This is a genomic window from Neorhizobium petrolearium (assembly GCF_029854435.1).
Lineage (GTDB): Bacteria > Pseudomonadota > Alphaproteobacteria > Rhizobiales > Rhizobiaceae > Neorhizobium > Neorhizobium petrolearium.
This window is the reverse complement of the sequence record NZ_CP123000.1, coordinates 1319461-1342741: the sequence shown is the minus strand read 5'-3', so window position 1 is coordinate 1342741 and position 23281 is coordinate 1319461. Positions and strand designations below refer to the sequence as shown.

At 60.6% G+C, this 23281-nt stretch carries 29 protein-coding genes and 1 pseudogene; 13 read left to right on the top strand and 17 right to left on the bottom strand.

Translation table 11 applies throughout. The features are described from left to right. Positions 1-178: 178 nt before the first annotated feature. The 5 genes from QEO92_RS06860 to aat all read left to right on the top strand — a co-directional run bounded on the left by QEO92_RS06860 (position 179) and on the right by aat (position 4221). Positions 179-940, top strand: coding sequence for a DsbA family protein (locus tag QEO92_RS06860; RefSeq protein WP_037150078.1), 762 nt, complete (start codon positions 179-181; stop codon positions 938-940). Positions 941-1070: 130 nt separating this feature from the next. After that, positions 1071-1511 carry a type II 3-dehydroquinate dehydratase gene (gene aroQ / locus QEO92_RS06855; protein WP_037150081.1) on the top strand — a complete coding sequence of 147 codons (441 nt, stop codon included), beginning with the start codon at positions 1071-1073 and terminating at the stop codon, positions 1509-1511. Between the two features lie 28 nt (positions 1512-1539). Further along, positions 1540-2007 (top strand): acetyl-CoA carboxylase biotin carboxyl carrier protein, encoded by a 468-nt coding sequence (gene accB, locus QEO92_RS06850; RefSeq protein ID WP_227702569.1) that lies wholly within the window; start codon positions 1540-1542, stop codon positions 2005-2007. A 5-nt stretch (positions 2008-2012) separates the two neighbouring features. Continuing rightward, entirely contained in the window at positions 2013-3359 is a 1347-nt protein-coding gene (gene accC / locus QEO92_RS06845) for an acetyl-CoA carboxylase biotin carboxylase subunit (RefSeq protein WP_037150085.1), read from the top strand. 244 nt (positions 3360-3603) lie between these two features. Continuing rightward, positions 3604-4221 (top strand): leucyl/phenylalanyl-tRNA--protein transferase, encoded by a 618-nt coding sequence (gene aat / locus QEO92_RS06840; protein WP_227702568.1) that lies wholly within the window; start codon positions 3604-3606, stop codon positions 4219-4221. A gap of 3 nt (positions 4222-4224) precedes the next feature. Here aat and QEO92_RS06835 read toward each other — a convergent pair whose 3' ends face one another. The 6 genes from QEO92_RS06835 to QEO92_RS06810 form a co-directional block, all read right to left on the bottom strand. Continuing rightward, entirely contained in the window at positions 4225-4644 is a 420-nt protein-coding gene (locus tag QEO92_RS06835; protein WP_037150291.1) for a DUF2155 domain-containing protein, read from the bottom strand. 75 nt (positions 4645-4719) lie between these two features. Then, entirely contained in the window at positions 4720-5118 is a 399-nt protein-coding gene (locus QEO92_RS06830) for an NADH:ubiquinone oxidoreductase subunit NDUFA12 (protein WP_227702567.1), read from the bottom strand. A gap of 102 nt (positions 5119-5220) precedes the next feature. Continuing rightward, a complete protein-coding gene (locus QEO92_RS06825; RefSeq protein WP_037150091.1) occupies positions 5221-5682 on the bottom strand; it encodes a GNAT family N-acetyltransferase in 462 nt (153 codons plus the stop codon). Positions 5683-5707: 25 nt separating this feature from the next. After that, a complete protein-coding gene (locus QEO92_RS06820) occupies positions 5708-6214 on the bottom strand; it encodes a GNAT family N-acetyltransferase (RefSeq protein WP_227702566.1) in 507 nt (168 codons plus the stop codon). A gap of 60 nt (positions 6215-6274) precedes the next feature. Next, complete coding sequence (gene gatB / locus QEO92_RS06815) at positions 6275-7777, bottom strand: Asp-tRNA(Asn)/Glu-tRNA(Gln) amidotransferase subunit GatB (protein ID WP_227702565.1); 1503 nt, start codon at positions 7775-7777, stop codon at positions 6275-6277. Between the two features lie 76 nt (positions 7778-7853). Beyond that, positions 7854-8363 (bottom strand): GNAT family N-acetyltransferase, encoded by a 510-nt coding sequence (locus QEO92_RS06810; RefSeq protein ID WP_037150097.1) that lies wholly within the window; start codon positions 8361-8363, stop codon positions 7854-7856. A gap of 309 nt (positions 8364-8672) precedes the next feature. Between QEO92_RS06810 and QEO92_RS06805 the strand changes: the two genes are divergently transcribed. Then, positions 8673-8930 (top strand): YjhX family toxin, encoded by a 258-nt coding sequence (locus QEO92_RS06805; RefSeq protein ID WP_037150099.1) that lies wholly within the window; start codon positions 8673-8675, stop codon positions 8928-8930. A gap of 48 nt (positions 8931-8978) precedes the next feature. On the opposite strand, the gene QEO92_RS06800 is transcribed toward QEO92_RS06805, so the two are convergent. From QEO92_RS06800 to QEO92_RS06780, 5 genes are all read right to left on the bottom strand, one after another. Then, positions 8979-9254, bottom strand: a complete 276-nt coding sequence (locus tag QEO92_RS06800; protein WP_037150101.1) for a hypothetical protein — start codon at positions 9252-9254, stop codon at positions 8979-8981. Between the two features lie 26 nt (positions 9255-9280). Next, on the bottom strand, positions 9281-9751 hold the full coding sequence (locus QEO92_RS06795; protein ID WP_227702564.1) for a GNAT family N-acetyltransferase: 471 nt from the start codon (positions 9749-9751) through the stop codon (positions 9281-9283). A 20-nt stretch (positions 9752-9771) separates the two neighbouring features. Next, the gene (gene gatA / locus QEO92_RS06790) at positions 9772-11253 is read right to left on the bottom strand and encodes an Asp-tRNA(Asn)/Glu-tRNA(Gln) amidotransferase subunit GatA (protein ID WP_227702563.1); all 1482 of its coding nucleotides are present in this window, start codon (positions 11251-11253) and stop codon (positions 9772-9774) included. 55 nt (positions 11254-11308) lie between these two features. Then, the gene (gene gatC / locus QEO92_RS06785; protein WP_037150105.1) at positions 11309-11596 is read right to left on the bottom strand and encodes an Asp-tRNA(Asn)/Glu-tRNA(Gln) amidotransferase subunit GatC; all 288 of its coding nucleotides are present in this window, start codon (positions 11594-11596) and stop codon (positions 11309-11311) included. A gap of 109 nt (positions 11597-11705) precedes the next feature. Next, positions 11706-12407: a metal-dependent hydrolase gene (locus QEO92_RS06780; RefSeq protein WP_227702562.1), complete on the bottom strand. Its 702-nt coding sequence runs from the start codon at positions 12405-12407 to the stop codon at positions 11706-11708. Positions 12408-12533: 126 nt separating this feature from the next. Between QEO92_RS06780 and ruvX the strand changes: the two genes are divergently transcribed. Continuing rightward, on the top strand, positions 12534-13031 hold the full coding sequence (gene ruvX, locus QEO92_RS06775) for a Holliday junction resolvase RuvX (RefSeq protein ID WP_227702561.1): 498 nt from the start codon (positions 12534-12536) through the stop codon (positions 13029-13031). Here the strand turns inward: ruvX and QEO92_RS06770 are convergent. The 3 genes from QEO92_RS06770 to QEO92_RS06760 form a co-directional block, all read right to left on the bottom strand. Beyond that, positions 12965-13300 (bottom strand): DUF6105 family protein, encoded by a 336-nt coding sequence (locus tag QEO92_RS06770; RefSeq protein ID WP_037150111.1) that lies wholly within the window; start codon positions 13298-13300, stop codon positions 12965-12967. The genes ruvX and QEO92_RS06770 overlap by 67 nt on opposite strands. Next, positions 13297-13467 carry a hypothetical protein gene (locus tag QEO92_RS06765; RefSeq protein ID WP_210052457.1) on the bottom strand — a complete coding sequence of 57 codons (171 nt, stop codon included), beginning with the start codon at positions 13465-13467 and terminating at the stop codon, positions 13297-13299. Before QEO92_RS06765 ends, QEO92_RS06770 begins: the two co-directional genes overlap by 4 nt. Before the next feature lie 123 nt (positions 13468-13590). Next, positions 13591-14235 (bottom strand): TetR/AcrR family transcriptional regulator, encoded by a 645-nt coding sequence (locus tag QEO92_RS06760; protein ID WP_227702560.1) that lies wholly within the window; start codon positions 14233-14235, stop codon positions 13591-13593. A 180-nt stretch (positions 14236-14415) separates the two neighbouring features. On the opposite strand from QEO92_RS06760, the gene QEO92_RS06755 reads away from it, so the two are divergent. Then, positions 14416-15351: an AEC family transporter gene (locus QEO92_RS06755; RefSeq protein WP_227702559.1), complete on the top strand. Its 936-nt coding sequence runs from the start codon at positions 14416-14418 to the stop codon at positions 15349-15351. Here the strand turns inward: QEO92_RS06755 and QEO92_RS06750 are convergent. Further along, positions 15333-16985, bottom strand: a complete 1653-nt coding sequence (locus QEO92_RS06750; RefSeq protein ID WP_227702558.1) for an acyl-CoA dehydrogenase family protein — start codon at positions 16983-16985, stop codon at positions 15333-15335. The genes QEO92_RS06755 and QEO92_RS06750 overlap by 19 nt on opposite strands. A 201-nt stretch (positions 16986-17186) precedes the next feature. On the opposite strand from QEO92_RS06750, the gene QEO92_RS06745 reads away from it, so the two are divergent. The 4 genes and pseudogenes from QEO92_RS06745 to QEO92_RS06730 form a co-directional block, all read left to right on the top strand. Further along, complete coding sequence (locus QEO92_RS06745; protein WP_227702557.1) at positions 17187-18128, top strand: aspartate carbamoyltransferase catalytic subunit; 942 nt, start codon at positions 17187-17189, stop codon at positions 18126-18128. An 11-nt stretch (positions 18129-18139) separates the two neighbouring features. Continuing rightward, positions 18140-19426, top strand: coding sequence for a dihydroorotase (locus QEO92_RS06740; protein WP_227705108.1), 1287 nt, complete (start codon positions 18140-18142; stop codon positions 19424-19426). A 12-nt stretch (positions 19427-19438) separates the two neighbouring features. After that, positions 19439-20056, top strand: a complete 618-nt coding sequence (gene plsY / locus QEO92_RS06735) for a glycerol-3-phosphate 1-O-acyltransferase PlsY (RefSeq protein WP_037150118.1) — start codon at positions 19439-19441, stop codon at positions 20054-20056. Between the two features lie 64 nt (positions 20057-20120). Then, positions 20121-20434, top strand: a pseudogene (locus QEO92_RS06730) (DNA-processing protein DprA); the annotation flags it as partial. A gap of 496 nt (positions 20435-20930) precedes the next feature. On the opposite strand, the gene QEO92_RS06725 reads toward QEO92_RS06730, so the two are convergent. Both QEO92_RS06725 and QEO92_RS06720 read right to left on the bottom strand, forming a co-directional pair. Then, positions 20931-22160, bottom strand: coding sequence for a type II toxin-antitoxin system HipA family toxin (locus QEO92_RS06725; RefSeq protein ID WP_037150121.1), 1230 nt, complete (start codon positions 22158-22160; stop codon positions 20931-20933). After that, entirely contained in the window at positions 22157-22396 is a 240-nt protein-coding gene (locus QEO92_RS06720) for an XRE family transcriptional regulator (RefSeq protein ID WP_200883944.1), read from the bottom strand. The genes QEO92_RS06725 and QEO92_RS06720 overlap by 4 nt, the downstream gene beginning before the upstream one ends. Positions 22397-22767: 371 nt before the next feature. Here QEO92_RS06720 and QEO92_RS06715 point away from each other — a divergent pair, with 371 nt between their 5' ends. Then, complete coding sequence (locus tag QEO92_RS06715) at positions 22768-23028, top strand: hypothetical protein (RefSeq protein ID WP_227702556.1); 261 nt, start codon at positions 22768-22770, stop codon at positions 23026-23028. Positions 23029-23281 lie beyond the last annotated feature (253 nt).

Genomic DNA, 23281 nt, shown 5'->3' with positions numbered 1-23281 from the left:
CGAATCCAATTTAGGGCATCCAGCGGCTGGAGATCAAACCCGCATACGCAGTTGTGACGCGGCCGAAACCGCTTGGCGACGATTTTGCAGTTTCTTGAAGGGCCCGACTGGCTTACTTTCAGCGCAAACCGAAACAATGGTGCGCCGGATTCGTGTGCCCCGACCGATGAGGATATGGATGACCCGCCTGTTCAAGACGCTTGCTGCCGGTTCGATGGCGGCCCTGGCATTTTCCACCGCCGTGCCCGCCCTCGCGCTGGATGACCAGCAGAAAAAAGAGATGGGCGAATTCATCCGGGAATATCTGACCCAGAATCCCGAGGTCCTGATCGAGGCACAGAACGCACTGGAGGCCAAGCAGCAGGCCCAGCGCGTCGCACAGTCCACCCAAGCCATCGAGGGAAACAAGACGGAAATATTCTCCTCGCCGGCCGATATCACCCTCGGCAATCCGAAGGGCGACGTCACGATCGTCGAGTTCTTCGATTACAATTGCGGCTATTGCAAGCGGGCGCTCTCCGACATGGACGAGATCCTGGCCAAGGATAAGAATATCCGTTTCATTCTGAAAGAATTCCCGATTCTCGGGCCGGACTCGCTAGCCGCACACCGGGTTGCAAACGCCATCCGCCTGCTTGCACCGCACAAATATGCCGAATTCCATCGAGCGCTCCTCGGCGAGCAGGCGCACGCCTCTGAAGAGACAGCTATCGCCGTGGCAACCTCTCTCGGCATCGACGAGGCGGCGATCCGAAAGTCGATGGTGGAAAACCCGAATGACGACCTGGTGCGGCAGGCCTACCAGCTTGCCAACAGCATTGGCATCACCGGAACGCCTACCTATATCGTCGGCAATGAGGCGGTCTTCGGCGCTGTCGGTCTCGATGTGATAGAGGCGAAGGTCGCCAATGTCCGCGCCTGCGGCAAGGCGACCTGCTGAGGCGGCTTTCGACCCTCCGGTCTTTCGTTGCAGTGGACGCACCGGCTTTCGGCAAGCCGGGGGCTTTTCCTTGCCGTCTCACCGGTCTATAGGTGGCCGCTGAATTTCTGGATGGAACAATAGATTACTGATGAGCAAAACGGTCTTCGTCCTCAACGGCCCCAACCTCAACATGCTGGGAAAGCGCGAACCCGGCATCTATGGCGGAAGCACGCTGAAGGACATAGAGAGCGATTGCATCGCAGCCGGCAGGGAACTGGGCTTCGAGGTCGATTTCCGCCAGAGCAATCACGAAGGTGTCCTGGTCGATTGGATCCATGAGGCCGGCGACAAGGCTGTCGTCGGCATCGCCATCAATGCCGGCGCCTACACCCACACCTCCATCGCACTGCATGACGCCATCCGCGCGATTTCCGTGCCGGTGGTCGAACTCCATATCTCGAATGTCCATGCGCGGGAGGAGTTCCGCCACCATTCGATGATCGCACCGGCCGTGAAGGGCGTGATCTGCGGTTTTGGCACCGCGAGCTACGTACTCGCGCTGCACGCCTTGAAATCCATAACCGCGTGACAAGATAAACAGAACAATAGGGTTTGCCATGTCTGAGAAGAAGAACGGGATCGACAAGGGACTGATCCGCGACCTCGCGAACATCCTCAACGATACCGACCTCACCGAGATCGAAGTCGAACAGGACGATCTGCGCATCCGCGTGTCCCGCGCCGGTGCGATGCAATACGTTCAGGCGCCGATTGCGGCGGGACCTGCCTTCGCTCAGGCACCCGCTCCGGCCGCGGTTGCTGCGCCGGTTGTCGCCGCTCCTCAGGACAACAAGAACGCCGTCACGGCGCCGATGGTCGGCACCGTCTACCTCTCGCCGGCACCGGGTGCCCGGCCGTTCGTAGAGGTTGGCGCAACCGTGAAGGAAGGCCAAACTCTCCTCATTATCGAGGCAATGAAGACGATGAACCAGATTCCGTCGCCGCGATCCGGCAAGGTCACGGAGATCCTGGTCAACGACGCTCAGCCGGTCGAGTATGGCCAGTCACTCGTCGTCATCGAGTAAGCCCCATGATTTCCAAGATCCTCATAGCCAACCGCGGTGAAATCGCACTTCGCGTGCTGCGTGCCTGCAAGGAACTCGGAATTGCGACCGTCGCGGTCCATTCCACGGCAGATGCCGATGCCATGCATGTGCGGCTTGCCGACGAGAGCGTCTGCATCGGCCCGCCGCCGTCGCGCGAAAGCTATCTGAACATCCATCAGATCGTCGCAGCCTGCGAGATCACCGGCGCCGACGCGGTTCATCCCGGTTACGGCTTCCTGTCGGAAAATGCCAAGTTCGCCGAAATCCTCGAAGCGCATGGCATTACCTTCATCGGTCCGACCGCCGAGCACATCCGGCTGATGGGCGACAAGATCACGGCCAAGCAGACGGCAATGGAGCTTGGTATTCCCGTGGTTCCCGGCTCGGACGGCGAAGTCAAGCCGGAAGACGCGCTGGAGACCGCCAGGCTGATCGGTTTTCCCGTTCTCATCAAAGCGACGGCCGGCGGCGGCGGGCGCGGCATGAAGGTCGCGAAGACCGAGGACGACCTCGATGAAGCGGTAAGTACCGCCCGTTCGGAAGCCGCGGCGGCCTTCGGCAACCCGGCCGTCTACATGGAGAAATATCTCGAAAAGCCGCGCCATATCGAAATCCAGGTGGTCGGCGATGGCGAAGGCAACGCCATCCATCTCGGTGAGCGCGATTGCTCGCTGCAGCGCCGTCACCAGAAAGTCTGGGAAGAGGCGACCTCCCCCGCCCTCAATGTCGAGCAACGCATGAAGATCGGCCAGACTTGCGCCGATGCCATGAAGAAGCTGAAATATCGCGGTGCCGGCACGATCGAATTCCTCTACGAGAATGGCGAGTTCTATTTCATCGAAATGAATACCCGCCTGCAGGTGGAGCATCCGGTCACCGAAGCGATTACCGGCATCGACCTCGTGCATGAGCAGATTCGCGTCGCATCCGGCGGCGGGCTTTCCGTCAAGCAGGAAGACGTGACCTTCCAGGGTCACGCCATCGAATGCCGAATCAACGCGGAAGACCCGCGCACCTTCGTACCCTCGCCCGGCACGATCACGCTCTTCCATGCGCCCGGCGGTCTTGGTGTGCGCGTCGATTCCGGCGCCTATGCGGGCTATCGCATCCCTCCCTATTATGACAGCCTGATCGGCAAGCTGATCGTGCACGGCCGCACCCGCGTCGAATGCATGATGCGGCTTCGCCGCGTGCTCGACGAATTCGTCGTGGACGGCATCAAGACGACGTTGCCGCTCTTCCAGGATCTCGTCTCGAACCCGGATATCGCCAACGGCGACTACGATATTCATTGGCTGGAACACTATCTGGCCGGTGAGCCCACACACTAGGGCGTCTGGACAGTCCCAGGTTTCAGGCCGTCCGGGCGCGCAATCCTCCCCGAAAATGCCGGAGCATTTTCGGGGCTGCGCACGGGAACTGGCTGAATTACCCATACCGCGCGGCTCAAATCCTGATTGTCCACAAGACCTGACCATCCGTTTTTACGGCAGAACAGATGGTTATTGTTTAATCCCATTTTCAGGCGCAAGATCGGCCACCAATTTTGCCGAGGAATGCTAGAGAAGGGTCTGAATGGCAGGGCGGCGCGGCAGATATTATCCGGCGATTACTCCCCAAACCCTGTTGCGTGCCTATTCCATCGGCCTTTTCCCGATGGCTGAATCCGCTGAGGATCCGGAAATCTTCTGGGTTGAGCCGGAAATGCGCGGCATTCTGCCACTCGACGGTTTCCACGTCTCGAAAAGCCTCGCCAAGGCTATCCGCAGACAACCTTTCGACATCCGCTTCGACACGGCCTTCGAGCAGGTGATTGCGCTTTGTGCGGAACCGGCCGAGGACCGGCCGAGTACCTGGATCAACGATACCATCCGCAAACTGTACAGCGACCTTCACCGCATGGGCCACGCCCACAGCGTCGAGGCATGGGAAGGCGATCAGCTCGTCGGCGGGCTCTATGGCGTGTCGCTTGGCGCGGCCTTCTTCGGCGAGAGCATGTTTTCAAGGCGCACGAACGCCTCGAAGATCTGCCTCGTTCATCTCGTGGAGCGTCTGAAGGCCAAAGGCTTCATCCTTCTCGACGCGCAGTTCACCACCGAGCACCTGAAGACATTCGGAGCCATCGACATTCCAAAGGACGATTATCTCAGGCTGCTCAGGACCGCGGTGGATCTGCCGCACAAGGAATTCTGAAACTCAGTTCGTCGCTTTCGGCGGTGGAACGTCGGAGTTCCCTTTGCATCCCGTCAGCCAAACGTCATAGATCGGATGCTCCACGGCATTGAGGCCGGGGCTGTCGGCGAACATCCAGCCGGTGAAGATACGGCGGATCTTGCGGTCGAGCGTGATCTCGTCCACCTCGACAAAGCCATCGACCTTCTGGGCTTCCGTCTCGTCGCGCGAGTAGCAGACCTTCGGCGTCACCTGCAGAGCGCCATATTGCACGGTTTCGTCGACATAGACGTCGAATGTCGTAATCCTGCCGGTGATCTTGTCGATACCCTTGAAGACGGCGACGGGATTGGAAATCCGCGCGGCCGACACGCCATCCGCCACAAGCACAGCCGCCAGCGCGATCAGGCCACCGACAAACTGCTTGCGTGGAAAAACCGTCATCAATCCCATCATGCTTCCCGCCTCGACAACCCGTAAGAATCGAGACCTAGAGTGCGATTATGGCCAAAACAGGTGTCAGTTGCCGGGCGTCCAGGCGTCATAGTCGCCGGTCACGCGAGGGCGCTCGCCGGTTGCAGCCAGAGAGCCCTTAGGACGATAGGCGAAGGGCGTACCGGTCAGGTTCAGCTTGTGCGGCTTCTGCCATTCGCGCGGATTGTAGTCTTCCTTCGTCGGCGGAACGTCGGTGCGGTAATGCATCCAGCCGTGCCAGCTCACCGGTATAGCTGAGGCTTCGGCATAACCGTTGTAGATTACCCAACGCCTCGGCTTGCCCCAGGAGGTCATCGGGCCTTCGTAGTAGACGTTGCCCAGTTCGTCTTCGCCGACTTTCTTGCCATGGCGCCAGGTGAAGAACCGCGTGCCCATGGTCTGTCCATTCCACCAGGTGAAGATCTGCAACAGGAGGTTTTTCATGAGCTTTCCGTCGACTTGGCAAACAGGATAGCGGAATTCGCTATATGACCGCTTATGCAATCTGTCGTGCCTGATGTCCAGTGATTCCCGTTGCCGCACCCGTCATTTGAGCTTCATCTTGAAGCCAAAATGGCTTTTGACAAACCCCAGTCGCTCGTAAAAGCGGTGCGCATCCGTGCGGGCCATGTTGGAGGTGAGCTGGACGAGCCGGCAGTCGCGACGTTTCGCCTCCTCGATCGCATAGGCGATCATCTGGGCGCCAATACCTCTGCCGCGCATGTCGGTGCGTGTCTGGACCGCTTCGATGATCATTGACAAGGAGCCGCGCGCCGTCAGCGTGCGGTTGAAGACGATCTGGAAGGTGCCGACCACCTCGCCGCCGAACTCCGCTACGAAAAGCTGCTCGTTCTGAGAGGCGTCGATCACATAGAAGGCTCGAAGGTAGTCCTCGAAGGCCCCCTCGTCGGTCGTATCGCCATGACCACCGATATCGTCTGCCGCAAAAATCGCGATCAGTTGATGAAGATCCGCGTCCCTTGCCCTGCGGATCGTAACGTCAGCCATGTGCCCCCTCTTCCTGATGCCACCTTCAATGCGGCAGCAATCTCTTCTCCATGATGATTGCCGGCAGACCGGAATTAGGTGCGCCCCACGCCTCCATGCGGTCGACTTCTGAAAAGCCGAGCCTTTCATAAAAGGAAAGCGCGCGAGTATTTTTTAACGCCACTTCGACCCGCATGATCTCTGCGTCTGGAAAGCAGGTCTCAAGTTCGGCGAAGATGTCTCGTCCAATACCTTCACCCTGGCAGGACGGCCTGACGTAGAGCTGGTGGAGCATCGCGGTCTTGGCCATCTTCGGATACATGGCGGCATAACCTATGCCGCCGATATCCTTGCCGTTGTCGGCCACCAGGAACTCACCGCCCCTCTTCAGGATACGCGAGCGGATCGCTGCTGGTGAATTCCAAGCATCGACCATCCGCTGCACCTGAACCGCTCCATAAAATGGATCGTAGGTGGCGTGAAACGTCTCTCCGAGCAGAGCGTGGACCTGCTCGACATCCCTCTCGCTCGCAGTGCGGACGAAATAGACCATGGCATTTCCCCTGCAGTCCCGCCTCATCAGAACCGTTCTTTGCAGCTTGATCGAGGATTTTTACTCCTCGATCCCCAGCTTCGTCTTGACGAGTGCCTGGACAGCCTGCGGGTTGGCCTTGCCGCCGGTCGCCTTCATCACCTGGCCGACAAACCAGCCCGCGAGCGTCGGCTTCGCCTTCACCTTGGCGACCTGTTCCGGATTTGCGGCAATGATCTCGTCGACGGCCTTTTCGATCGCGCCGGTGTCTGTCACCTGCTTCATGCCGCGCTTCTCGACGATTTCGGCCGGATCTCCGCCCTCGTTCCAGACGATCTCGAAAAGGTCCTTGGCAATCTTGCCGGAAATCGTCTCGGCCTTGATCAGGTCGATGATGCCGCCGAGCTGAGCGGGAGAAACCGGAGTCTCTTCAATATCTTTGCCGGTTCTGTTCAAGGCACCCAGTAAGTCGTTGATGACCCAGTTGGCGGCCGTCTTGCCGTCGCGGCCTTCGGCGACGGCCTCGAAATAATCGGCAATCGCCTTTTCCGATACGAGAACGGAAGCGTCGTAAACGGAAAGGCCGAGTTCGCGTACAAAACGAGCCTTCTTGTCGTCAGGCAGCTCCGGCAGGTCCTTCTTCAGATCCTCGACAAAGGCGTCGTCGAATTCGAGCGGCAGGAGATCCGGGTCGGGGAAATAGCGATAGTCATGCGCTTCCTCCTTGGAACGCATGGAGCGGGTTTCGCCCTTGCCCGGATCGAAGAGACGGGTTTCCTGGTCGATCGTACCGCCTTCCTCCAGAATGCCGATCTGGCGGCGTGCCTCGTATTCGATCGCCTGGCCGATGAAGCGGATGGAGTTGACGTTCTTGATCTCGCAGCGCGTTCCGAAGGGCCCGCCCGGACGGCGCACGGAGACGTTCACGTCGGCCCGCATCGAGCCTTCGTCCATATTGCCGTCACAGGTGCCGAGATAGCGCACGATCGAGCGCAACTTGGTCATGTAGGCCTTGGCCTCGTCGGACGAGCGCATGTCGGGCTTGGAGACGATCTCCATCAGCGCCACGCCGGAACGGTTCAGGTCCACATAGGACATGGTCGGATGCTGGTCGTGCATCGACTTGCCGGCATCCTGTTCCAGGTGCAGGCGCTCGATACCGATCTCGATATCCTCGAACTGACCCTGACGATCCGGACCGAGCGAGATGACGATCTTGCCCTCGCCGATGATCGGATCCTTGTACTGGGAAATCTGGTAGCCCTGCGGCAGGTCCGGATAGAAATAGTTCTTGCGGTCGAAGACAGAGCGCTTGTTGATGTCAGCCTTCAGGCCAAGGCCGGTGCGAACCGCCTGCTTGATACATTCCTCGTTGATGACCGGCAGCATGCCCGGCATCGCCGCATCGACGAGCGAGACGTTGGAATTCGCCGGTTTGCCGAATTCGGTCGAAGCGCCGGAAAAGAGCTTGGAATTGGAGAGAACCTGGGCGTGCACTTCCATGCCGATAATGACTTCCCAATCGCCGGTGGCGCCGGGAATCAAGCGTTTCGGATCAGGCGTGCGGACGTCGACAATGGTCATCGGATGCTCGTGAATGGTCTTGATTGAGTTTTCTGGAGGTAGAGCAAATGGCGGTGCGGTGCAAGCTTAAAGGGGGTCAGAAGCCCGGGCCGTAGGTATCCGGCGCTTCCGCCACGAGCCGCTTCGACAGTCCGACCGACTGGACGTCGCGATCGATCTTCGGGGAATAGACGACCGAGAGCCAGTTGATCGAATAGCCCTGCTTCTCGAAAAAGCCGACGGCCTCCGCATTCTGGGCATGGGTCTCCACCCGGGCAACCTCGAATCCCTGATGGACGATCTCGCCTTCGACCTCCTCCAGCAAAGCCTTGCCGAGCCCGTGGCCCTGGAAGACCGGATCGATCCAGAAATCGGAGATCAGTTCATCGAGGTTTTCGCGCGCGGCCCAACCGGCCACAGTCCCGACCTGTTCGATAACCGTGATGGTGAGCCATGAGGAGCGCGTGAAATGCTGGAATGCCGCCCGTGCGCTCAAGCGCATGTCGGTCATCTCGCCGATGGAGTTCATGGCCTTTTCCCAAGCGCGGAAGCCGATTTCCGCCAGGATATCCACCTCGTCTTCACGCGCATTACGAATAGTGGCCATGTTTTCCCCTGTTGTACGGCAAGTAGAGCACTGAGTCTGCGCTTTTACCAGCACAACCTGTCATCCATCGCCTTGTGGCGCTTGACGCCTGGGGAAAACGGGCTTAGCTGCGATTCCGCAACGAAGCCGCCTCCGCATTTGGGCGATATGCTTCATGGAGTTTTGATGTTCTCTTCGAAAGAGACCCGGTAAGGGGCCGGCCGCCCGAACAGGCGCACCGGCCCAGACAAAAACAAGAGTTCCGACGCCTTTCAGGCGCCGGCATGTTTTTGTGTGCCCTTGAGGGCACTTATCCGGACATCAAAACTCATGGATATTTCCCGCGCCGAACAGCGCATTCTCCATCTGCTCGCCCAGGGCGGCAGGATCGAAATCAGCCGCGACGAGAACCGCAAGATCGAGAAACTTCAGCTCTTCACCCGCGAAGGCTGGGTGTTCTCCGGTATCGACCTCACCACCTTCCGCAAGCTCAAGCAGAAGAAGGCAATCAGATCGGTTGGCGGCAAGCCCTATCGCATCACCGAACGGGGGTTGGTGCTGGTGAGAGCCGAGCAGGACAATCGATGATAGAGGCGGTCGGCCGCGCGTCGTGATCGGCGCGCGGCCGGATATTTATCAGATGAGAGCCGAAAGCTCTGCCTTCATCGCCGACCATTCTTCGGCCACTGTGCCTGCGGCGCGCCTTTTGCCGGCACGGCGGTACCAATAGTCGGCATTCCGGTCGTCGCCTTCGATGCGGTGACAAAGGGCATGGCCCCAATCAAACAACGGTTCGCCTTCGTGGGCCTGGCAGATTTCGTGGACGGCTTGCCATTCCGCACCCATAACGAAACCATTGGCCGCGAGGCTACCGAACGCCTGGACCAATTGTGCGAGATCGTCATTTGCCATGAAACGCCCTCCTCCTCGGCTCCTGCCTATCCGCTGATCAGCGTCTTTTCCAGATGCACCTTTTCGAGCTCGACGCCCATGCTCTTGGAATATTCGCGACCACGCCAGATAATGACGAAGCCGCAGCGCTCGTAAAGCCGGATAGCTCCGGTATTCCGGGCATGCGTATCGAGCCGCGCCGTCACCACGCTTTCGGTCACCATCAATTCGCACAGGTGGAGGAGCAACGCCCTGCCGATGCCCTTGCCCTGATGGTCCGGATGCACCCAAAGATCGGAGACATAGTCCGGTGCATTTTCACGCGCCGTCCAACCGACAATCTCGCCGCTCGTCTCCGCGACAAAGATTTCCCCCTCGACCTCAGACGGAAAGATCGCGAACTCGCGTCTGACACGGGCGACCACTTCGGGATCGAGATAGCTATCCTCGAACGCATCGCTCGCGGACCAGGCTGCGAAGCCGACTTCGCCGACCATTTTATGGTCGGCGGCGGCCATCTTTCGGATCGTGAAACCCGTTACCACCACTGGGCCGGCGTGTATTTTCCGGCGGCCTGCTCGATGACATGGGCGGTACGGAAGAGCGTCTCTTCCTCGAACGGCCTGCCGATCAACTGCAGACCGAGCGGCAGGCCCTTGTGGTCGAGACCGGCGGGGACGGCGATGCCCGGCAGGCCCGCCATGTTCACCGTCACCGTGAAGATGTCGTTCAGGTACATCTTGACCGGATCGGAGGCGAGGTTTTCGTCGGCGACGCCGAAGGCCGACGACGGGGTGGCGGGCGTCAGGATCGCATCGACACCGGCTTCGAAGACCTGCTCGAAATCACGCTTGATCAGCGTGCGGACCTTCTGCGCTCTCAGATAATAGGCGTCATAGTAGCCGGCCGAAAGCACATAGGTGCCGATCATGATGCGGCGCTTGACCTCCTGGCCGAAACCGGCGGCGCGGGTCTTCTCGTACATGTCGATGATGTCCTTGCCGTCGACACGCAGGCCGTAGCGCACGCCGTCGTAGCGGGCGAGGTTCGAGGAGGCTTCCGCCGGCGCCACGATGTAGTAGGCCGGCAGCGCGTATTTGGTGTGCGGCAGGGTGATATCGACGATCTCGGCGCCGGCATCCTTCAGCCAGTCAATCCCTTGGCTCCAAAGCGCCTCGATCTCTTCCGGCATGCCGTCGACACGATATTCCTTCGGAATGCCGATCTTCATGCCCTTGAGCGACTGTCCGAGAGAGGCCTCGTAGTCCGGCACGGGCAGATCGACGGAGGTCGTGTCCTTCAGATCGACGCTCGCCATCGACTTCAGCATGATCGCAGCGTCGCGCACGTCGCGGGCGATCGGGCCGGCCTGATCGAGCGAAGAAGCAAAAGCGACGATGCCCCAGCGCGAGCAGCGGCCATAGGTCGGCTTGATGCCGACGGTGCCGGTAAACGCGGCCGGCTGGCGGATCGACCCGCCCGTATCGGTGGCGGTGGCGCCGGCGCACAGATGCGCGGCGACGGCCGCAGCCGAACCGCCCGAGGAACCGCCCGGTACGAGCTGCTGGTTGGAGCCCTTGGCGCGCCACGGGTTGATCACCGCACCGTAATGCGAGGTCTCGTTGGAGGAGCCCATGGCGAACTCGTCCATGTTGAGCTTGCCGAGCATGACGGCGCCGTCGTCCCAGAGGTTCTGGGAAACGGTCGATTCATATTTCGGCTGGAAGCCGTCGAGGATATGGCTGCAGGCCTGGGTGTGAACGTCGCGGGTGGCGAAGAGATCCTTGATGCCAAGCGGAATGCCTTCCAGCGCGCCGATCTTGCCTGCGGCGCGGCGCGCGTCAGAGGCCTTTGCCATCTCCAGCGCCTTTTCGGGCGTCACGGCGATATAGGCATTCAGAACCCCATTGGCGGCGTCGATCGCGTCGAGATAGGCCTTTGTCAGTTCGACGGAGGTGAATTCCTTGGCCTTCAGCTTTTCGCGGGCTTCGGCAATGGTGAGGCTGGTGAGTTCGGTCATGGTCTCTTCAGAAGGTTCGGATGCATGGAAAGGGTTCGACAGCGCTATTCAGCGCTCACTCGACGACCTTCGGCACCAGGAAGAAATTGTGGTCGGTGGCCGGCGCATTGGCGACGATATCGGCGGCCTTGTCGCCGTCAGTCACGTTGTCGGTCCGCTTGCGCATCTCCATCGGGGTCACGGAGGTCATCGGCTCGACACCCGTCACGTCGACCCCGGAAAGCTGCTCGACGAAGCCGAGAATGCCGTTCAGTTCGCCAACCATGCGATTGGCATCTTCCTCGGAGACCGCAATGCGGGCAAGGCGCGCGACGCGTTTTACGGTAGCGAGATCGACGGACATGGCATAACTCCGATGGGAAATTTTCCCTCCGCTATAATGGCCATGCCCGCCCTTCGCAACAGGTAGCGCGTCTCTATTTCAAGACGTGTCCGCCGATCGGCGGTGAATATCAATAGCTGAGGCTGCCGCCCGGAGCCGGCGTCTCCACGCGGGTGCGGGCGCCTTCCATGCCCTTGACGAATTTTTCCGGCGTCTGATCGACACCCGGGAGGCCGTAGTGGCAGGGAATGGCGTGCTTGAAATCGAAGAAGCGCTGGCAGGCGAGTGCCGCCACCGCGCCACCCATGGTGAAGCGGTCGCCGATCGGCACGATGCCGATATCCGGCTGGTGCAACTCGTTGATCAGGCCCATGTCGGTGAAGATATCCGTGTCGCCCATATGGAAGACAGATGGCTCGTCATCAAAATGCAGCATCAGGCCGTTGGGATTGCCGAGCGCATGGGAAACACCGTCCTCGGTGATCTGTGCCGAGGAATGCAGCGCCTGCGTGAAAGTGGCGGTGAAGCCGCCGAGATCGATCGTACCGCCGGTATTGCCCATCTCCAGCTTCTCGACGCCCTTCTTCGCCAGCCAGACGCCGAGGTCGTAATTGGCAAGGACGGTCGCGCCGGTTTCCTTGGCGATACGCACCGTGTCGCCCACATGGTCGCCATGGCCATGGGTAAGCAGGATGTGCGTCAGACCTTCAGCCGCGGCCTTGGGATCCTGGCCAGCAAATGCCGGGTTACCGGTCAGGAACGGGTCGATCAGGATCTTCGCCTTGGCGGTTTCAATGCGGAAGGCGGAATGGGCGAGCCAGGTGATCTTCATGGAAGGTTCCTCCGATACGATGTGAAGGTTTTGAGGATGATAAGGACAGATAGCCGATATGAGGCTAAAGGAAAGTGGGACAGAAGGTAGGACAAAACCTGTCTCGCTCCAAGGAATGAAGAACACATGACAGTGATGACGATCGAGGAATTGGCCGCGCACCTCCAACCCGGGCAGGCCGTTGCAGGCCTGGACCTCGGCACGAAGACGATCGGGCTTGCGATGTCGGATCTCGGCCGGCGCTTTGCGTCTCCGCGTCCGGTCATCAAGCGAATCAAGTTCACCAGGGATGCGGAAGTCCTGCTCGCCTTCGCCGAAAAGGAGAAAGTCGCGGCCTTCGTCATCGGCCTGCCGATGAACATGGACGGCTCGACCGGCCCGCGCGTCCAGGCGACGCGCGCCTTCGTGCGCTCCATGGGTGAAAAGACCGCCCTTCCGTTCGTCTTCTGGGACGAGCGGCTTTCGACGGTCGCAGCCGAGCGGGCGCTTCTAGAAATGGACGTCTCGCGGGCGAAGCGGGCCGAGCGGATCGATTCCGCCGCGGCGAGCTTCATTCTTCAGGGAGCGCTCGACAGGCTCTCGTCGCTCGGCAGCGAAGCGGCGTCGACGGGCCGCGACGACTGACGCCGGCGCCACCAGGCGGCAATTGCCTTTCGCTTGCGGAAGCCGATGATCGCGAACACGATCATGCTGTCGAAGGCGATCGCACGGGCGACCAGCGGCGGGATTGTTTCCGGCGGGATGCCGAGAACATGGCCATAGATCTGGAAGACCAGGTCGTGTGTGTGGCGGGTGAGCATGAAAAAGCCGAAGCTCATGTCGTAGTAGGAGAGTCCGTACCAGCTCGTCAGCAGCAGGACAGGCCCCGCCCATAAAATCAAAAACCACTTCATGCGGTCTTCCCCCTCGGTTCTGTCGGATAGATCTCCGACGACACGAGCCATCTCGATAGCGCCATGATGCTCAGGACCAAGGCCGGAACGGCAATGTTGAGCGCCAGCACTGCGAAGATCGTCGTCATGACGACCAGCAATGCCGTATCCCTGATTGGGGTTCCCATCTAGAGCGTGTCCGGCCAATTCGTGGTTAACAATGCGTTAATGTCAAATTTAGACGGCCAGGGAATTACCGCAACGGAAACCGGTCGGCATGGTTAATGGGGGGAGACGGGCTGTGGAAAAGATCAGCCGTAAATCGCGCGGACGAGGCGGCGGATGGCGCTGCCGACCTTGTCCCAGTCCTTGTTCGTGCGCAATGCCACGCCGGCGAACTGACCGCTGACGGCGGCGGAGATTACCAGATGCTGGATCGCGGCGAAGAGCACCGCGTTGGTGGTCGCCGCATCGACGCCTTTCGGCGGCGTCAGCGATCCCCGCATCTTTTCCAGCCATTTGCCGAGCGCCTTGGTGCGGGCTTCGGAAAGACTCCGGACCTGCGGCGTATCCTGGGAAACCTCCCAGGCGACGATCTTGCAGACGAGCGGATCATCGCGCAGCGCTTCCATGAAATAGATCGAGAGCTTCTCCATCAGATCGCCGTAGGTGAGCAGAAACATGCCGCCCGTATCCTCCGGGATACGATCCTTGACCCAGGTGCCGAGATCCGCGCCGATCGCCTCGATCAGGCCGTCGAGCCCGCCGTAATAGCGATAGATGAGCTGTTTATCGCAGCCGGCGCGGCGCGCCACGGCATTGATGCCGAATCCCTGAAAACCTTGCTCCGCCAGAAGGTCACGCGCCGCGACGAAAATCGCCCGCTCGGTACCGGCACGGTTGCGCACCTTTGCGACCGGACCTTCATGCGCCGTGATTTCGGAGATTTGCAGCATTTTTCGCCTGTATCGATCAAGTTGCCGATTCCGCGATAATGCGAGCAAGGAGGCCCCGCAAGCGGCTTAAAGAATCATGCACAGGATTGCGCGCGGCTCCATTGAATTGACGGACACTCCCTTGCAGTATCGGCATGGGAGGAATAACGAGGTCACACCCTCCAGCCAGATCCCTCTCTGATGCTCGTCGTTTTCCAAAGTATCCTTCCCATTTTTCTGCTCGTTCTTCTTGGCGTGGCATTGAAACGCGCACCCGTCATCAATGCCGACTTTTGGGTTGGGCTCGAACAGTGCAGCTATTGGGTGCTGTTCCCTGCCCTGCTTTTTGTGACGATGGTAAAGGCGGATTTCTCGAATACCGAGGATTTGGCGGTCAGTTCGGCAGCGATCATCTCGGTCGTCGTCATGTCGGGCGGGCTGCTCGTCGCCTGGCCCCTCTTTCACAAATTGCGCGTCGGATCTCCTGCCTTCACCTCGCTGTTTCAGACAGCGACGCGTTGGAACGCCTTCATGGCGCTGGCCATCGCGGCCAAGACCTTTGGTCAGCAAGGACTGACGACGGTCGGCCTTGTCATGGCGGCAATTACCATCCCGCTCAACCTCATCAATGTGACGGTGCTTCTTTGGTTCTCGGGTCGCGGGCGCAACTACAGAGTTCTCGTCTATCGCATCGTCACCAACCCGCTCATCCTTTCGACGGCGCTCGGCATTCTCGTCAACATCGTTGACATTCCGATCTATGAGCCGGTCATGACGGCAGTAGAGTTGTTGTCGCAGGCGTCGCTCAGCCTCGGGCTGATCACCGTTGGCGCGGGGTTGAGGATCATGGATGCGCTGAAGCCGCAACCGATCACACTGCTTGCCGTGTTCCTGAAGCTGATCTTTTTTCCGCTGGTTGCAGTTGGCGTAGGATTGCTCACCGGTATCGAAGGCAATGGCCTTGTTCTGCTGGCGCTCAGCGCCTCCGTGCCGACCGCCATGAACGGCTACCTGCTGGCCAAGCAGTTGAACGGCGACGCAGACCTTTACGCTGCTGCAGCGACCTTGCAGGTCGCAGGCTCGTTCTTCAGCATACCGGTGATCATGACGCTCGTCGCTTACGCCGCGGCGGGATAAAGCAGATCGACGATATAGCGCGCATCGAACCGGGCATCGAGCATGCCGTAGGTCGAGCGCCAACCGCCCGCCAGCCGCGTTTCCAGGAAAGCGTCGGCAATCTTGCCGGCACCGAGTCGCATCAGTTCCGACGCCCCGGCGGCAAGCGCGAGCTGTTCGACCAGGAGCCGGGCGGCCCCCTCGTCCGATTCGCAAAGCGCCATGGCGGCGCGCAGAACCTCGACCGTCTTCCTTCCGGATGCGCCGAGATCGCGTTCGAAGCCGGCAAGCACCGTATTGAACAGGTCCTTGCCACGCGACAGAACCCGCAGCACGTCCAGCGCCATCACGTTGCCGGAGCCCTCCCAGATCGCATTGACGGGTGCCTCGCGATAGTGCCGGGCGATCGGCCGCTCCTCGACGTAACCGTTGCCGCCGAGGCACTCCATCGCCTCGTAGATCAGCGAGGGGGCGATCTTGCAGTTCCAGTATTTCACGACCGGGGTCATGACCCGCGCAAAGGCGGCATCGGTCTGGCTTGCCGCAGCACGATCGAAGGCATCGGCAAGCCGGAAGCCGAGAGCGGTCGAAGCCGCGACATCGAGCGCCATATCGGCAAGCACGCGCGTCATCAAAGGCTGGTCAATCAGCTTCTGACCGAAGACGCTGCGGCCGCGGCAATGATGCACGGCTTCCGCAAGCGAAGCACGCATGATGCCGGCCGATGCGAGCGCGCAGTCAAGCCGCGTCAGCGTCACCATGTCGAGAATGGTGCGGATGCCCGCGCCGGGATCGCCGAGCAGGTAGCCGAACGCATCGGTGAATTCGACTTCCGAGGACGCATTCGAGCGGTTGCCGAGCTTGTCCTTGAGGCGCTGGAACTGCAGGCCGTTCGCGGCGCCGTCTTCCAGCAGGCGCGGCACGAGGAAGCAGCCGATCCCCTCATTGGTCTTGGCGAGCATGACGAAACCGTCGCTCATCGGCGCCGACATGAACCACTTGTGGCCCGACAGGCGATAGATGCCCTCGCCCACGCGCTCCGCCGTCGAGCGGTTGGCGCGCACATCCGTGCCGCCCTGCTTTTCGGTCATGCCCATGCCAAGCGTGACGGCCGTTTTCTGCAGCGCCGGGCGATTGGTGGAATCGTATTTGCGCGAGAGTATCTTCGGTGCCCATTCCTTCTGGACGCGGGGCGAAGCCATCAGCGCGGCGATCGATGCGCTGGTCATGGTGAGCGGGCACAGATGCCCGCATTCGAGCTGGGCCGTCAGATAGAAGCGTGTCGCGCGCGCCTTGTGTTCGTGGCCCTTGGCTTCCGGGATGCTTTCCCAGACGGATGAATGCAGGCCCGTCTGCATCGAGCGGCGCATCAGCGCATGCCACGCCGGATGGAATTCGACGACATCCAGACGCTCGCCGCGCGGCCCATGGGTCTTGAGCTTCGGCGGGTTCTCGTTCGCCATGCGCGCCAGTTCCTGGGCCTCCGGAGAGGTGACGTAACGGCCGAGCTGGTCGTATTCCTCGCGGATCGTGCGGTTGAGCCCGCTCGTCAAATCGACGATCAAGGGGTCGGAACGATAGGCATTGATGCCGGACCAGGGTTTTGGCTGGTTCAGCTCGGCAAATTTTTCTTCGGCACGCGACATCTGGTTCATGACGCGGTTCTAGCGGAGTTTACCTGGCCTGGGAACGGCGGGAAAAGAGGAATTCGACCGTTCTCAACAAAAGGCCGCACCCCTTCCGGAAAACCATCGTAACCAAGGACCGGCAAAACAAGCGGTGAGATAGCGTCATGACCGCTTGCGGTGACTTCCGCCAGACCTTATAGACCGCCGAACGCAAGCGGAGACGTTTCCATGGTCTTCTTTCCCCATCGCCATCTCCTCGGCATCAAGGGCCTTACCGAACAGGACATCACCTATCTTCTCGACAAGGCCGACGAGGCCGTGAAGATCTCCCGCCAACGGGAGAAGAAGACGTCCACGTTGCGTGGCCTGACCCAGATCAACCTGTTTTTCGAAGCCTCGACCCGCACGCAATCCTCCTTCGAACTCGCCGGAAAACGGCTTGGCGCCGACGTGATGAACATGTCGGTCGGCAATTCCTCGGTGAAGAAGGGCGAGACGCTGATCGATACGGCGATGACGCTGAACGCCATGCGGCCAGACGTGCTGGTGCTGCGCCACTCTTCCGCCGGCGCGGCCGCCCTGCTCGCCCAGAAGGTCGCCTGCTCGGTCATCAATGCCGGCGACGGGCAGCACGAGCATCCGACCCAGGCTTTGCTCGACGCCCTGACCATCCGTCGTGCAAAAGGCAAGCTCTCACGCATCATCGTGGCGATCTGCGGCGATGTGCTGCATTCGCGCGTCGCCCGTTCCAACATCCTTCTCTTGAACGCCATGGGGGCAAGGGTGCGTGTCGTCGCGCCATCGACCCTGCTTCCCACCGGCATCCGCGAGATGGGCGTCGAGGTCTTCCACTCCATGGCGGAAGGGCTCAAGGATGCCGACGTGGTGATGATGCTGCGGCTGCAGCGAGAGCGCATGACCGGCTCCTTCGTGCCTTCGGTGCGCGAATATTTCCGCTTCTACGGGCTCGACGCCGAAAAGCTGAAGGCCGCGAAGGGCGATGCGCTCGTCATGCATCCCGGTCCGATGAATCGCGGCGTCGAGATCGCCTCCGAGGTGGCGGACGGGCCGCAAAGCGTCATCGAACAGCAGGTGGAAATGGGGGTCGCCGTGCGCATGGCGGTCATGGAGTCGCTGCTCGTCTCGCATAACCAGGGAGAGCGCGCATGACTGCCGGACATATGACCGCGACCGTCCTCAAGAACCTCCGCATCATCGATCCCTCGCGCAATCTCGACGAGACCGGCACGATCGTCATCGGCGATGACGGCCGTATCCTCGACGCCGGCAAGCAAGCGCAAAACCAGGGCGCCCCGGAAGGCGCCACCGTCAAGGATTGCAAGGGCCTCGTCGCCACACCGGGTCTGGTCGACGCGCGCGTCTACCTCGGCGAGCCAGGTGCGGAACACCGCGAGACGATCGAATCGGCCAGCCGCGCCGCAGCGGCGGGCGGCATCACCTCCTTCATCATGATGCCCGACACCGATCCGGTGCTGGACGACATCGCGCTCATCGAGTTCGTGCAGAAGACCGCCCGCGACAAGGCGGTCGTCAACGTACATCCGGCGGCGGCGCTCACCAGGGGGCTTGCCGGCGAAGAGATGACCGAGATCGGCCTGCTGCAACAATCGGGTGCAGTCGCTTTCACCAACGGCCGCCGCGCGCTCTCCGACACGCTGCTCCTGCGCCGGATCATGACCTATGCGCGTGAGTTCGGCGCGGTAATCTCGCTGGAACTGCGTGAAAAATACCTCGGTAACGGCGTGATGAACGAAGGCCTCTTCGCAAGCTGGCTGGGCCTGTCCGGCGTTCCCAAGGAAGCCGAGATCATCCCGCTCGAACGGGATCTCAGGATCGCCGGCCTGACGGGCGCGAAATACCATGCGGCCAAGATCTCCGTGACGGAATCGGCCGAAGCCATGCGGGTCGCGCGTTCCCGCGGCGCCAATGTCACCTGCGGCGTATCGATCAACCACCTGTCGCTCAATGAGAACGACATCGGTGAGTATCGCACCTTCTTCAAGCTGTCGCCGCCGTTGCGCGCCGAAGACGACCGCGTGGCGATGGCCGATGCCGTTGCTGACGGTACGATCGACATCATCGTCTCCTCGCATGACCCGCAGGACGTCGATACCAAGCGCCTGCCGTTTGCGGATGCCGCCGACGGCGCGATCGGGCTCGAGACCATGCTTGCTGCGGCGCTGCGCCTGCATCACGACGGCCGCGTGCCGCTGATGCGACTGATCGACGCGATGTCGACCCGGCCCGCGCAGATCTTCGGCCTCGATGCCGGCACGCTGAAACCCGGTGCAAAAGCCGATATCACGCTGATCGATCTCGATGAACCTTGGATCGTCGCCAAGGATATGCTTCTGTCCCGCTCGAAGAACACGCCGTTCGAGGACGCGCGTTTCTCGGGTCGAGCCGTCGCGACCTACGTGGCGGGCAAGTGTGTTCATTCGCTTTGATGGGGAAAAGGCGTGAGTGAGCTTTTCAACTGGCAGATCACCCTGCCCATCGCGCTTGCCGCGCTCGTCTTCGGCTATCTTCTCGGCTCGATCCCCTTCGGGCTCCTCCTCACCCGTGCTGCAGGGCTCGGCGACATCCGCTCGATCGGTTCAGGCAATATCGGCGCAACCAATGTGCTGAGGACCGGCAACAAAAAGCTCGCCGCTGCGACCCTGCTGCTCGACGCGTTGAAGGCCACCGCCGCGGCGCTGATTGCCTGGTACTTACTCGGCAAAGAAGCGGGATTGCTTGCCGGCTTCGCCGCATTTCTCGGCCATCTCTTTCCGGTCTGGCTCGGCTTCAAGGGCGGCAAGGGTGTGGCGACCTATATCGGCACGCTTCTGGGTATCGCCCCATGGATGGTCCTTATCTTCGCGGTCCTCTGGCTGTCAGTTGCCAAGCTCAGCAAATACTCATCCCTCTCCGCTCTGGTTGCAACTCTTGTCATACCGGTTGTGCTGTGGTTCATAGGTGAACCAAAGATCGCGCTCGTGATGGCGATCATGACCTTGATCTCCTGGTACAAGCACAAGACCAACATCGAACGGCTGATCGCGGGCACGGAAAGCAAGATCGGTCAAAAGGGGTAGAGGACCAACCGACATGCCGGACGACAGCGCAAGACGGATGGGAATTGTGTTGAAATGACAAAGGATCGCCTGGTTGAGGCTGATCCGTTCCGACAATGTCGAACCTGCAACCTTGCGTGATCTTACCAATCATTGCGGCTCGGCCGAAAATGCGCTCGCCAAGCTGCCGGAACTGTCCGCCCGCAGCGGCGCCACGCGCACGATCCGAGCAACACCTCGATCGCTGGCGCCAAATTTGCGGCGACGATGGCCCGGGAGTGCGGCCGCGCCGGCTATACGGTCACCTCCGGCCTTGCCCGGGGGATCGATACCGCCGCCCATCGCGCCAGCCCGGAGACGGGCACGATCGCCGTGCTCGCGGGCAGCCGCGACCGACCGAACAGTTCCGTCTGGCAGTGCGCCACCTATTCGAATGGCAAGGAATGGCGCGTCAGCACTAAAACCGACAGCCTGTCCCAGGCGAAGGAGTTTGCCGAGGATTGGTATTTCGAACTCAGGGGCAAGAGCCGGGCTGGTCAGTTGAAGAAGGAACGGACCTTCGCCGGCGCCGCCAAACAGTTCTTTCTGGAATACGAGGCGATTACCAACGGCGAGCGGAACCCCCGCTATGTGAAGGACCACGAGGCGCGGCTGACAAATCACCTCATTCCCTACTTCGACGACAAGGGCCTGAGCGCCGTGACCGCAGGCATGGTGCAGGAGTATCGCGTGATGCGGCTGCGCGCCAACCCGGACACCGGTAAGGTGCCGTCGCGCAGCACGCTGCACCATGAAACCGTCACCCTCCGCCAAGTGATGAAAACCGCCCTGCGGGAGGCCGTTGGCGGGGATGAGTTATAGAACAACATCCTATAACTCACCCAGTTGCTGCGGCTCAGGCTATCGCCTTGCCGATTTGCTGGATGGTCATCTTGCCGACCCCATGCTCCCGCGCCAATTCGGGCCACCGCGCCAGGGCCTGACGCGTCCGTTCAACCGTGTCGGCGACCGCCTTCTTGTTCAGCTTGGCGGCCGCGCCCAGCTTCAGCAGGTGTTCGGCGGCGGGGCTGCGCCCTTCCCCCATGACCATGGTGCTTTGTTCCCCGCGTGGCCCATTGGAGAACGTAAGGTCATAGGCCGGTGACAATCGCCACTGGCCGGTCTCGTCCATCAGGAACGAGAAATTCTTGCTGTGATCGTCGCGGTTATGGGCCAGCACGTTAAACACGGCCAGCCGGAACATCTTTTCGATTTCCCGGACATCTTTCGTCAGCAGGCCCGTCAGGGCAATCAAGTCCTCGTAATCGAGCGCCGGAACGCGGAAATCAGAGTGCAGCAGGCCGCACGCGGTGTGCATATGCAACCGTTTCTCCCCCTCCCGGTCGAACCGTTTGGTTGCGAAATACCCCGCACTCCTCAGGGCTGGAAAGAGATGGACATCAGGCACTTCCACACCGGCTTGCCGCGCCATGAGGGCGTAAACATATTCGACCGCCCCGGCATCGCTGCCATCCTGCGAATTGGCGAACTTCACCAGCCAGTGCTCAAATCCGTCCGGCAACCGGGCCACGCCGTGCGAGATGCGCCGGCGCCCGGCATTCACGCCGATCAACGCCTTGGGACGCGCCCCGGCGGAGGAGCCGTTCAGGAGCAACAGTTCCTTAAGAACTCCTTCCGACGCCCCTTCCAACACCTCCTGCGCCTGCCGGGCCAGTTCGTCGAGGTTAATGGCGTGTTCCGCATCCTCGGCGCTGTAATCCGGTTCGTAGACCAGGGCACCCATGCCGGTGCGACCGACATGCGCCAACCTGTCCAGAGGGGTAAGCGTCTCCGGCGCAACGCCCTGGGAGCGCGCAAAGCGGTCGAATAATAGCCGTCCCCAGCCGTCGGGGAGGCTGTCGCTGAAAACGCCCGGCAGGCCCTCGAACAGCATGCTGTCAAAGCTCATAAGCCCAGGCTTCAGGGGCAGCCGGAGCGGGGAAATCTCTAATCCCTTCCGGATAAACGAGGCATCGTACTGGAAATAGACCCGGCGCTCGCGGGTCGCCAGCCTGCCGACCGGGATGACTTTGCCATCGAAATCTAGACCCACCCTGATTTCCGTTGCGGACGGGTGGTTTTTCATGAGCGACGACCCCGTTTGCGGATAACCTTGTTACCGTCGGCCTTGAGGACATCGTCGATGGAGGCAAAGGATGTCTCTTGCAGTGCCACAGCTTGCACGACCTCTTCCATCCCGCCGACAACCATGAGAAGCTTCAGGAAAGCCTCCAGCGAGATTATGCCGGTCTGCTCGAATTTGCGGAGGCTCGGCAAAGGCACACCCGAACGCCGGGAAAGCCCTTCCTGTGTCAATTCCATGGCCAGTCGCCGGGCACGGACGTGCCCAGCCAGCCTCCGCTGGGCATGAGACGACGTTATAAGTAATACCATAATGTTATTAATATCCATATTTATGTTATTTCTAACACTATAGTGTTAATAATAGAGGTGGCAAGCTGCATCAATCAGCCCGCTTTCGTCGTATCTCAAAGCCGTCCTCCGAATGTCTCCTTGAAAACGATCAACGCAAGCGTTTAGGAATGCGTACCGCGTACCTACGCATCGCCCAAAGCGGACACATTGAGCTATGGGCGATACTCTGCGAGGTTTCCTGACCGGCCGCACGGCGTCCGGAGAAACCGCTAGGTGCGCCAGGCCCCCTGGACCCCGTGCGTGCCGAGGAGAGGCTGGTGGCCATCTACCACCTCAATGTTAAAAACATCAGCCGGGGTGACGGGCGTTCCGTTGTCACCGCTGCGGGCTACCGCGCCTGGGAAACGCTGCCGAACGAAGCCGAGGAACGAATGTCAGACTTTGCCGTCAGCAAAATGTCCCCTGCGGATCGCCGCCCCTCGCTCGGCGCTAACTGCAGCAAGTCTGCGAGCATCTGCCGTATATTGGCGATGTTTTGTCTGGTTTTGTCCTCGCGCCGACCGTGCGCCTCATATTGAGGGACGATGCTTTACTCCTATGGAAAAACGCGGCCGCGTGTCACATATGGTGAATATCTCCCGTATGCGACGGGCCATCTCGCATTCACTTATAATTGTAACCAATTGCAAAACGCCTTTAGATTGCAATTTGTGTAACCCAGAATTTGACGCTAGCCTCTTGACCGCAGCGCAAACGCCCTCCATGTCGGGAGGCTAAGTTTCCGCCTGGAAGCCTCCGCCTCCGGGCTAATCCTCTTTTGCAGAGAAGCAA

Excerpts from the sequence above, each read along its gene's own strand:
- aroQ (WP_037150081.1), top strand. The coding sequence starts at position 1,071 with ATGAGCAAAACGGTCTTCGTCCTCAACGGCCCCAACCTCAACATGCTG.
- QEO92_RS06835 (WP_037150291.1), bottom strand. The coding sequence starts at position 4,644 with ATGACGGTTTTTCCACGCAAGCAGTTTGTCGGTGGCCTGATCGCGCTG.
- QEO92_RS06805 (WP_037150099.1), top strand. The coding sequence starts at position 8,673 with ATGGATATTTCCCGCGCCGAACAGCGCATTCTCCATCTGCTCGCCCAG.
- accB (WP_227702569.1), top strand. The coding sequence starts at position 1,540 with ATGTCTGAGAAGAAGAACGGGATCGACAAGGGACTGATCCGCGACCTC.
- QEO92_RS06820 (WP_227702566.1), bottom strand. The coding sequence starts at position 6,214 with ATGGTCTATTTCGTCCGCACTGCGAGCGAGAGGGATGTCGAGCAGGTC.
- QEO92_RS06780 (WP_227702562.1), bottom strand. The coding sequence starts at position 12,407 with ATGAAGATCACCTGGCTCGCCCATTCCGCCTTCCGCATTGAAACCGCC.
- QEO92_RS06795 (WP_227702564.1), bottom strand. The coding sequence starts at position 9,751 with ATGGCCGCCGCCGACCATAAAATGGTCGGCGAAGTCGGCTTCGCAGCC.
- QEO92_RS06765 (WP_210052457.1), bottom strand. The coding sequence starts at position 13,467 with ATGGGAACCCCAATCAGGGATACGGCATTGCTGGTCGTCATGACGACG.
- QEO92_RS06745 (WP_227702557.1), top strand. The coding sequence starts at position 17,187 with ATGGTCTTCTTTCCCCATCGCCATCTCCTCGGCATCAAGGGCCTTACC.
- QEO92_RS06725 (WP_037150121.1), bottom strand. The coding sequence starts at position 22,160 with ATGAAAAACCACCCGTCCGCAACGGAAATCAGGGTGGGTCTAGATTTC.
- QEO92_RS06755 (WP_227702559.1), top strand. The coding sequence starts at position 14,416 with ATGCTCGTCGTTTTCCAAAGTATCCTTCCCATTTTTCTGCTCGTTCTT.
- QEO92_RS06810 (WP_037150097.1), bottom strand. The coding sequence starts at position 8,363 with ATGGCCACTATTCGTAATGCGCGTGAAGACGAGGTGGATATCCTGGCG.
- aat (WP_227702568.1), top strand. The coding sequence starts at position 3,604 with ATGGCAGGGCGGCGCGGCAGATATTATCCGGCGATTACTCCCCAAACC.
- QEO92_RS06825 (WP_037150091.1), bottom strand. The coding sequence starts at position 5,682 with ATGGCTGACGTTACGATCCGCAGGGCAAGGGACGCGGATCTTCATCAA.
- accC (WP_037150085.1), top strand. The coding sequence starts at position 2,013 with ATGATTTCCAAGATCCTCATAGCCAACCGCGGTGAAATCGCACTTCGC.
- QEO92_RS06800 (WP_037150101.1), bottom strand. The coding sequence starts at position 9,254 with ATGGCAAATGACGATCTCGCACAATTGGTCCAGGCGTTCGGTAGCCTC.
- gatC (WP_037150105.1), bottom strand. The coding sequence starts at position 11,596 with ATGTCCGTCGATCTCGCTACCGTAAAACGCGTCGCGCGCCTTGCCCGC.
- gatA (WP_227702563.1), bottom strand. The coding sequence starts at position 11,253 with ATGACCGAACTCACCAGCCTCACCATTGCCGAAGCCCGCGAAAAGCTG.
- QEO92_RS06830 (WP_227702567.1), bottom strand. The coding sequence starts at position 5,118 with ATGAAAAACCTCCTGTTGCAGATCTTCACCTGGTGGAATGGACAGACC.
- QEO92_RS06720 (WP_200883944.1), bottom strand. The coding sequence starts at position 22,396 with ATGGAATTGACACAGGAAGGGCTTTCCCGGCGTTCGGGTGTGCCTTTG.
- ruvX (WP_227702561.1), top strand. The coding sequence starts at position 12,534 with ATGACAGTGATGACGATCGAGGAATTGGCCGCGCACCTCCAACCCGGG.
- QEO92_RS06750 (WP_227702558.1), bottom strand. The coding sequence starts at position 16,985 with ATGAACCAGATGTCGCGTGCCGAAGAAAAATTTGCCGAGCTGAACCAG.
- gatB (WP_227702565.1), bottom strand. The coding sequence starts at position 7,777 with ATGACCATTGTCGACGTCCGCACGCCTGATCCGAAACGCTTGATTCCC.
- QEO92_RS06740 (WP_227705108.1), top strand. The coding sequence starts at position 18,140 with ATGACCGCGACCGTCCTCAAGAACCTCCGCATCATCGATCCCTCGCGC.
- QEO92_RS06860 (WP_037150078.1), top strand. The coding sequence starts at position 179 with ATGACCCGCCTGTTCAAGACGCTTGCTGCCGGTTCGATGGCGGCCCTG.
- QEO92_RS06760 (WP_227702560.1), bottom strand. The coding sequence starts at position 14,235 with ATGCTGCAAATCTCCGAAATCACGGCGCATGAAGGTCCGGTCGCAAAG.
- QEO92_RS06770 (WP_037150111.1), bottom strand. The coding sequence starts at position 13,300 with ATGAAGTGGTTTTTGATTTTATGGGCGGGGCCTGTCCTGCTGCTGACG.